Below are 7,885 nucleotides of genomic sequence, written 5' to 3' on the forward strand. Positions count from 1 at the left end.
AACAGCCCCCTCACGGAACTCCCGGTCGTACTTCTTCCGTTTCTCTGACATCGCTACTCCTTATAGCTGATGCCTCCACGGTCTCGGGGGAATGCCACAACTCATGGCGCTTCGACTCGCTGCGCGAAGCCCGCGTCATCATCGAAGACTGGCGGGCCGACTACAACGCCAACCGACCCCACTCCGCCCACGGCGAACTCACCCCAGCCGAATTCGCCCTACAGTGGACCACGACCCACCAACCCAAGTTCGCATAGCGACTGGACCACCAAACGGGTCCCCCTCACCTCGATCAGCTCTTATCCAACGCGGGGAGAAGTCGATTTGCCGAACGAGGCCGGCCGAATACATGCACGCGGTGTAGCCCGGACAGTCTCGCTGGTTCTTCATCGGATAATGCAGGTCCGTGGGATGAGCGATCAAAACCATTCCACAGCCATCTCGATCGTTGTCCGATCAAGACTCTCCAGAAAACCGATACGGTAGCTCACGGTCGGCATCTCGTAGCTGTAAAAATACCGAGCAGCCTGTCGCTTGCCCTCGTAGAAGTCGCCTGTGCGGCCATCGGCACAGAGAACCTGTTCTAGCCAGATCCACCCGATTACTATGTGCCCAAGGACCTCCAAGTAGGGCGTGGCGTTGGCGAGTGCCGCCTCCTTGTCACGACAGCGCCGGAGCAGCGCCGTGCATGCCTCAATCCGCTCGACGTACTCGGCTAGCTGCTCAGCGAACTCCACGCACTCGCTACCGGCCGCAGCGGCACGGTCGATCGTTGCGCGAACTCGTGACATCAGCAGATCAAAACCATCACCTTGAAACACTTTGCGCCCGAGCAGATCCAGCGCCTGAACGCCATGAGTGCCTTCGTGGATCGGATTGAGGCGGTTATCTCGGTAGAACTGCTCCACCGGATAATCCCGCGTATATCCGTAGCCGCCGTGCACCTGGATGGCTAGGTCGTTCGCGATGAGACACCACTGCGCCGACCAACTCTTGACGATCGGAGTCAAAATTCCCAGCAAGCTGTTCTTCTCTGCGACTTCATCGGGATCAACAGCGGTGCGACGTTCGTCGAGCAGCATGCGGCAGTACATGTTCAATGCCAATGCGCCTTCAACATACGACTTCTGGGCAAGCAGCATGCGCTTCACGTCTGGGTGCTCGATAATCGGAATCTCGGCTTCGTCGTCCCCGTCGTCGGTTAACCTCCGGCCCTGCTCTCGAGTGCGCGCATAGTCGAGTGCGTGAAGGTAGCCTGTGTAGCCGAGTGCCGTGGCGCATGCTCCGACGCCGATCCGAGATTCGTTCATCATGTGGAACATATAACTGAGGCCGCGACCGGCCTCGCCGACGAGGTAGCCCACGGCGCCGGGGCGCCCGTCTGGTTGATATTCGCCGTCACCAAAGCTCAGTACCGCATTGGATGTTCCTCGAAACCCCATCTTGTGATTGAGTCCGACACACACGACATCATTTCGTTGCGCATCATGACCGTTGTCCGACAGTGTCTTCGGAACAATGAATAGAGATAGACCCTTACTGCCTTCCGGTCCTCCGTCGATTCGTGCGAGAACAAGGTGCACGATATTCTCGGTGAGATTGTGGTCGCCACCCGAGATCCACATCTTCTGGCCAAACAGCCTGTGCACACGGCCTTCGTCGGGAACCGCCCTGGTACGGATAGCGCCGAGCGATGAGCCCGCTTGGGGCTCAGACAGGCACATTGTCCCCAGGAACCGTCCCTCGATCATTGGATCGACAAATTCGCGCGCGTCGTCTGGCGTGCCATGCGCAAGAAGCAGATTGGCGCCTCCTAATGCAAGCATCGGATACGCCGTCGTAGTCGAGTTCGCCGCTAGCAACCACATCCAGCAGGCACCGGCGATCGTCTCGGGAAGCTGCAGACCGCCGACCTCCTCGTCGAAGGTCGCGGCCATCAAACCGCTTCTACTCAGTACCTTGAGTGCCTTCTTTATATCCGGGTTGACCTCCACGACACCATCAACCAACTTCGGTTCAATGGTGTCGTTGGACTGATTGTGCGAGGCGAAGTGTTGCTCGGCAATATCTGCACTGAGATCGAGTATCGCATCGAATGTCGCGCGTGAATGTTGCTCGTAGCGCTCCGTTCTCGTGAGTTCATCCACGCGCAGAAACTCGAAGAGGACGAATTCGAGATCGCGCCGAGAGATCAATAGGGAGCCTCGGGAGTTCACGGGATCCCCCCATTCACAACCACTACCGCGCCAGTGGTATAGCTCGAAGCACTGCTCGCGAGGTACAGCACCGTGCCGACCATTTCGTCGGGGTTCCCTGCGCGACCAAGGGCGTAGGTTGGTGCAACCTGTTCAAACCACTCGTCGGGCCAGCTCTTGCTGATGTCTGTCAGGAACGCGCCCGCGCGGACGCAGTTGACTCTGACCTTCGGTCCGAAGAGTTGCGCAAACGCCGCCGTCAGCGTCTCAACACCGGCTTTTGCCGCTGCGTAAGGTATCGCTTTTAGGTCGGGGTGCTCTACCACGGTGGAACCGATATTCACGATCGATCCTCCAGTGCCGGCCGCCATCCGCGAACCGATGATCGACGTCAGGCGGAAGACGGACTTGAGGTTTACCGCCAGGATCTTGTCGAACAACGCCTCCGGGACCGTGGCAACGTCTTCGACAATCGGTGATGAGCCCGCATTGTTGATGAGGATGTCGAGCTGTCCGAATTCTGCATAAGTGCGCTCGACGAGGTTGTCGACTGCTGTCCAATCGCCAACATGACACGCAATCGGGAGTGCATGTCTGCCTGTTGCCTGACTGACCTCCTTGGCGGTGGCGTCACAGGACGACTGGTCACGGCTGGCAATGACGACATCGGCGCCCGCACGGGCGAGCCCGAATGCCATCGACCGGCCTAACCCGCGGCTCCCTCCGGTGATCAGCGCGGTCCGCCCGCTGAGGTCGAACATTGAGAGATTCTCCGACACCGTCTCCTCCGTCATCGATCCATCCAGTGATTTGATGTGGACACATGCACGCCTTTGAGCGCAGTCACCGGGGTGAGCGCCGTAGGCAAGTCGATGCAACAGAACAAGTCCCGTTCCCGGCCCACGTAGCGGCACCGCGAGGCTCCGAATCCAGTTCGCTGCTTCCTGCGCCTGTCTCTACAGGGTTCTGGCCCAGCAGTTGAAATGTCACGCCAACACGTCCGCTCCGATCGTTTAGATTAATCATATAATAGCTTGTTCCTATAATGCGCTACGGTGTACAGGCAAGAGGAAGGAGCGCTAGTGATGCACAATCGATCGGGGCGTGAATCAGAATCCGGCACCGTCCCGGGGGTTCAGCGAGCGGATCACGGCGCGTGACCGTCACAACTGAGGAGTTCGACGACTATCGCGACAGCTTCCGGTCATGGCTTGGGCGAGCCCCGCTCCCCGAGGTCCTCGACTCGGAGGATGAGCAGTTCTCGGCGCTACGCGAGTGGCAGGGCGTTCTCTATAAAGCTGGGTACCTCGGAGTGAACTGGCCGCGCGACTGGGGTGGCCAAGGACTATCTGTGCGCCATCAACTGGTCGTGATCGAGGAACTCGACCGAGCACACGCTCCCCACCCAGCGGGCCTTGTCGGGCTTGAGGTCGTTGGACCCTCTATAGGTCGGTTTGGCACGCCCGAGCAGCGGGCCACGCTGCTGCCGAAATTACTTTCAGGCGAGGATATCTGGTGCCAGGGGTTCTCTGAACCTGGGGCAGGCTCCGATCTCGCATCACTGAACACCCGCGCAGTCCGCGAAGGCGACGACTTCATCATCAACGGTCAAAAAGTCTGGACCACGCACGCGCGACAGGCGTCGTGGTGTGCTGTCCTGGCGCGCACTGACTCTTCGGTTCCGAAACATCGCGGCATCTCGTACCTACTCGCCGATATGAATGATCCTGGAATCACGGTTCGCCCGTTGGTCCAGCTGACGGGGGACACGGAGTTCAACGAAGTCTTCTTTGATAACGTGCGCGTGCCCGCGTCAAACCTGTTGGGTGATCTTGGTGCCGGCTGGACGATTGCCATGGACACCCTTTCCCACGAACGCGGCACCTTCGCCGTTCGTCGGCGCGCTGATCTCACCAATTCTTTTCACCGCGCATTGGACCACCTCGAACGGCCGCAGGATCTACCTGAACACCTTGTGGCGGGTATCGGGGTGGCCGAGACAGCGCTGCGCACACTGCGCGCTCAGACCTGGGCGATTCTCAAACGGCTAGAGGTGGAGGAAAGTGCGCCCGGCGACGAGTCCATCGACAAGACCGTGCTGACCAACGTAGAACAGCAGGTCGGCCACTGTCTCCGTGACCTCCTCGGCCGGTCGGTCAGCGCCTGGGACGCCGAAACTCGCGGCGCGTCCGTCGGAACCGCGCTGCGGGACTACCTCTACTCACGCGCCTGTTCGATCTACGGCGGCACGCAGCAAATACAGCGCAACATCATCGCCCAACGCCACCTAGGGATGCCTCGTGACTGACACCTTGACGTCCGCCGAACTTGTCGAGGCCAGTCGTCGAGTTCTTGAGACCGAACTTCCCCTTCCGACGGGCCTGGAGACGCAACCGCTCATCGGACGCTGGAATTCAGTTCGGCCGCATCTCGAAGCACTTGGGTGGTTCGATTTGATCACCGATCCTGCGCAGGGCGGACTCGGGCTGCCGGCCTCCCATGCGTCGCGCTTGATCCGCCTCGCCGGCTCATACCTGACCCCTGGTCCACTCGTGGAACAAGTACTGACAGTGCCACTTCTGCTGAACAGCCCGATAGTGCGAACGAAGGCGCTCGGCGATCTGCGAGGTTCGATAGTTGTTACCGTTGACGCCTGCCACGACCTTGCCGGACTTGGCAGCGGCCCCGCTATCGAACTCGATGGCGGAAGGTTACGGGGAAGTCTGCGATGTGTACTCGGCGCTCCAGACGCAGAAGTTTTCCTCGTCCACGCGTCCTCCCAAACCGGCCCCGAGCGACTGCTCGTCCTACCGAGTTCCCATCCGGGAGTCCAGGTGCAGCAGTTGCGCAGCGTCGATCCGTGCCAGTCTGTGGGTGACGTGGCGTTCGATTGCCAGATCTCCGATGAGCAGATGCTTGACTCGGACAACGAGGCCTTGGCGGCGAACCTGCGCGCATGGAACAGGTTCGGCGCAGCTGAGTACTTGGCTGGGATCACCGAACGGGTCCTGACCTTTGCGGTCGATTACGCTCGCGAAAGAGAACAGTTCGGACGCAAGATCGGCAGCTTCCAAGCCGTCCAACATATGCTCGCGGACATCGCCGTTGCCACGCGGTCATTGGTCAATCTGATGGATCTGTCCTCCACCGAAATGTCGGACGTGGACGACGCCGAGCGCGTGATGATCTCCGTAACTGCCAAGGCGCGTGCGGGGGCGCAATCGGTATCAGCCTGCGAGACGGTCCTGCAGGTGCTCGGCGGAATCGGTTACACAGTCGAACACTCTCTTAATCACTTCTTCAAGCGGGCGCTTTCGCTCGCCGCCCAGCAGGGGTCCCCCGCAGACTTGCACCTGTTGGCCGGGCGGTTACTTCTTGCCCGGTCCGAGAATTGCTGAGTACTGGCCGCATATCGGCGGCAGGGCTGCTGACCCGTGTCCATAGAAGCTTGACGGTGACACGATGCACCACGTCATCGCCGAAGGTTGCTGACACGACTCATCCTGAGGAAACCCAGATGTGCCAGCGCCGGGTAGATCTGTTTCTGTCGAGAAGAATGAGAAAACTACGCAGGCAGAGTCGCCGATTAGGTTCTGAAGGTTGTGTCGGCACTATCGCGTCATGTGTTGAAAGGTCGGGGCGTCGTTCGCAGTCTGCCAAGGATCGACGGCTCGTCAAGTCACCCTCGGTCATGAGACCTGCGGCGACCGCCTCGCGACGAGCCAGTCAGCAGCGTTCTTACCGGCGCGCCTCGGTGGTCTCGATGGGGTATCTGGGCCTGACAAATGGCGCCCGATGTCGCCAGCGCCGACAAGTCTCGGCGCGCGAGTGCATCTGCCCACGTGCGTCATCTCGCCTTCCAACCGCAATCGCATCTGTTGGTCGTGCGGACGGCGGCCGGAACTACCTACTCGCACATAGACCGCAGCCATGAGGCGCCACGATCTGGAGTTCATCAGTATTCCGCGGATGGTGTTGGCAAGCGCGGAACGTTTTGGTGACGCCGAATCGATCGTCGATGTTGATGCCCAAGTGCGTTGGACCTTTACAGAGGTAGCACAACGAATGATCGAGTCGGTTCGCGCAGCCATCGCATTCGGGGTCGGACCCGGTGATCGGGTAGCAATTTGGGCACCAAACAGCGCCGACTGGATTGTGGCCGCGCTTGGCGTGCTCGGCGCGGGCGGAATCCTGGTACCGCTCAACACGCGGTTCAAGGGTGCTGAGGCGGCGTACATCCTGCGCAAGACTGACGCGAAAGGGGTGTTGATGGTTTCAGGGTTTGCCGGTAACGACTACATTTCCATGCTTCAAGCCGAAAGAGTCGAAGTACCCATAGTTTTGATTGGTTCGGGGTCAGACGAACACGCGGTGACGTGGAGCGACTATATAGCTGGCGCTGCGGCAGTCAACGAGGCGGAGGCCCGTGCGCGCATCGCAGCGGTGGGCCCGAACAACCTTTCAGACATCATGTTCACGTCAGGTACGACCGGAGCGCCGAAGGGCGTCATGCTGACACACGGCCAATCGCTTCGGGCGTTTGGCTACCTAGCCGACGTTCTGACATTCAGGCCCGGCGATCGGTATCTTGTGATCCCACCGTTCTTTCACACATTCGGATACAAGTGTGGGTGGATGGCGTGCATGCTGAACGGAGTCTGTGCGATTCCGAAAGCGATGTTCGATGCCGACTCAGTATTGCGAATCCTGTCGGATGAGCGGGTGTCAATACTGCTCGGCCCGCCGACGCTATTCGCTGATCTGATTCGACATCCACGCCGTCAAGAATTCGATCTTTCCCGGATGCGTGTCGCCGCATGTGGAGCCGCGAACGTCCCTCCGCCGCTATACGCGCAGGTGCGCGACGAGCTCGGCGTCAGTGTGGTGCTATCGGCTTACGGTCTCACCGAAGCGACTTCGTTGGCGACGAATTCTGCGCCCGGCGACGCCATGGAAGACATCGCTGACTCCGTCGGCCGTCCGGCGCGCGACATCGAGATCAAGCTTGTCGACGAGGTCGGGACCGAGGTACCCGCGGGCGAACCCGGTGAGGTGTTAGTACGCGGTTACAACGTGATGCGAGGCTACTGGGGAGATCCCGCAGCCACATCCGAAGTGATCGACGTGGACGGATGGTTGCATACCGGCGACATCGGGATCATGAATGCGCGAGGCTTTCTCAAGATCGTCGACCGAAAGAAGGATATGTACATCGTCGGCGGTTTCAACGTCTATCCCGCTGAGGTCGAGCGCGTCATGGGCCAGCATGCGGAGGTGTCCGACGTAGCGGTGATCGGCGTTCCCGATGAGCGCATGGGTGAGGTGGGGGCAGCATTTGTCGTCGGAAAGAATCTTACGGAGCAAGCGCTGATCAGCTGGGCGCGTGAACGCATGGCCAATTTCAAGGTTCCACGCTATGTGCACTTTGTCGACGAGCTACCGCGTAACTCGAGTATGAAAGTCATCAAACCGCGGCTCCGCGAACTGTGGAGGGCCCGCAGCGATTGAAGTTTTCATAGCAGTGCTTCGTTCGAGTGCAGCAGCGGACACCGGCTTCGGGCGTCGAAGGCGGATTTGGTCTTTACACCATTCACCTAGGAGCGTGGGTCAGTAACACGCCGGGCGGGGTGCCTGGGCCGGTGGCGGGTGTAGGGGATCATGGGGTGTGCCTGATGATCTCGATGCCGACG

The 7,885-nt window shown here is 59.9% G+C and carries 5 protein-coding genes and 1 pseudogene; 4 read left to right on the top strand and 2 right to left on the bottom strand.

Going from position 1 to position 7,885, the window contains the following annotated elements:
- Positions 1-89: 89 nt before the first annotated feature.
- A pseudogene (locus H7I57_RS08215) lies at positions 90-257 on the top strand (integrase core domain-containing protein); the annotation flags it as partial.
- Positions 258-419: 162 nt separating this feature from the next.
- Here the strand turns inward: H7I57_RS08215 and H7I57_RS08220 are convergent.
- Together H7I57_RS08220 and H7I57_RS08225 are read right to left on the bottom strand one after the other, a co-directional pair.
- The gene (locus H7I57_RS08220; protein ID WP_443678328.1) at positions 420-2,147 is read right to left on the bottom strand and encodes an acyl-CoA dehydrogenase family protein; all 1,728 of its coding nucleotides are present in this window, start codon (positions 2,145-2,147) and stop codon (positions 420-422) included.
- Between the two features lie 65 nt (positions 2,148-2,212).
- On the bottom strand, positions 2,213-2,989 hold the full coding sequence (locus tag H7I57_RS08225) for an SDR family NAD(P)-dependent oxidoreductase (protein ID WP_264022910.1): 777 nt from the start codon (positions 2,987-2,989) through the stop codon (positions 2,213-2,215).
- Positions 2,990-3,351: 362 nt separating this feature from the next.
- On the opposite strand from H7I57_RS08225, the gene H7I57_RS33450 reads away from it, so the two are divergent.
- From H7I57_RS33450 to H7I57_RS08240, 3 genes are all read left to right on the top strand, one after another.
- Entirely contained in the window at positions 3,352-4,503 is a 1,152-nt protein-coding gene (locus H7I57_RS33450; RefSeq protein ID WP_264022912.1) for an acyl-CoA dehydrogenase family protein, read from the top strand.
- Positions 4,496-5,593, top strand: a complete 1,098-nt coding sequence (locus H7I57_RS33455; RefSeq protein WP_264022913.1) for an acyl-CoA dehydrogenase family protein — start codon at positions 4,496-4,498, stop codon at positions 5,591-5,593. The genes H7I57_RS33450 and H7I57_RS33455 overlap by 8 nt, the downstream gene beginning before the upstream one ends.
- A 532-nt stretch (positions 5,594-6,125) precedes the next feature.
- Positions 6,126-7,703 (top strand): AMP-binding protein, encoded by a 1,578-nt coding sequence (locus H7I57_RS08240; RefSeq protein WP_264022914.1) that lies wholly within the window; start codon positions 6,126-6,128, stop codon positions 7,701-7,703.
- Positions 7,704-7,885: the final 182 nt, after the last annotated feature.

This window comes from Mycolicibacterium pyrenivorans, assembly GCF_025821625.1.
In the GTDB taxonomy this organism is placed as follows: domain Bacteria; phylum Actinomycetota; class Actinomycetes; order Mycobacteriales; family Mycobacteriaceae; genus Mycobacterium; species Mycobacterium pyrenivorans.

What these genes read in the sequence shown, in the direction of transcription:
- H7I57_RS08225 (WP_264022910.1), bottom strand. Translation starts at nt 2,989, where the DNA reads ATGACGGAGGAGACGGTGTCGGAGAATCTCTCAATGTTCGACCTCAGC.
- H7I57_RS08240 (WP_264022914.1), top strand. Translation starts at nt 6,126, where the DNA reads ATGAGGCGCCACGATCTGGAGTTCATCAGTATTCCGCGGATGGTGTTG.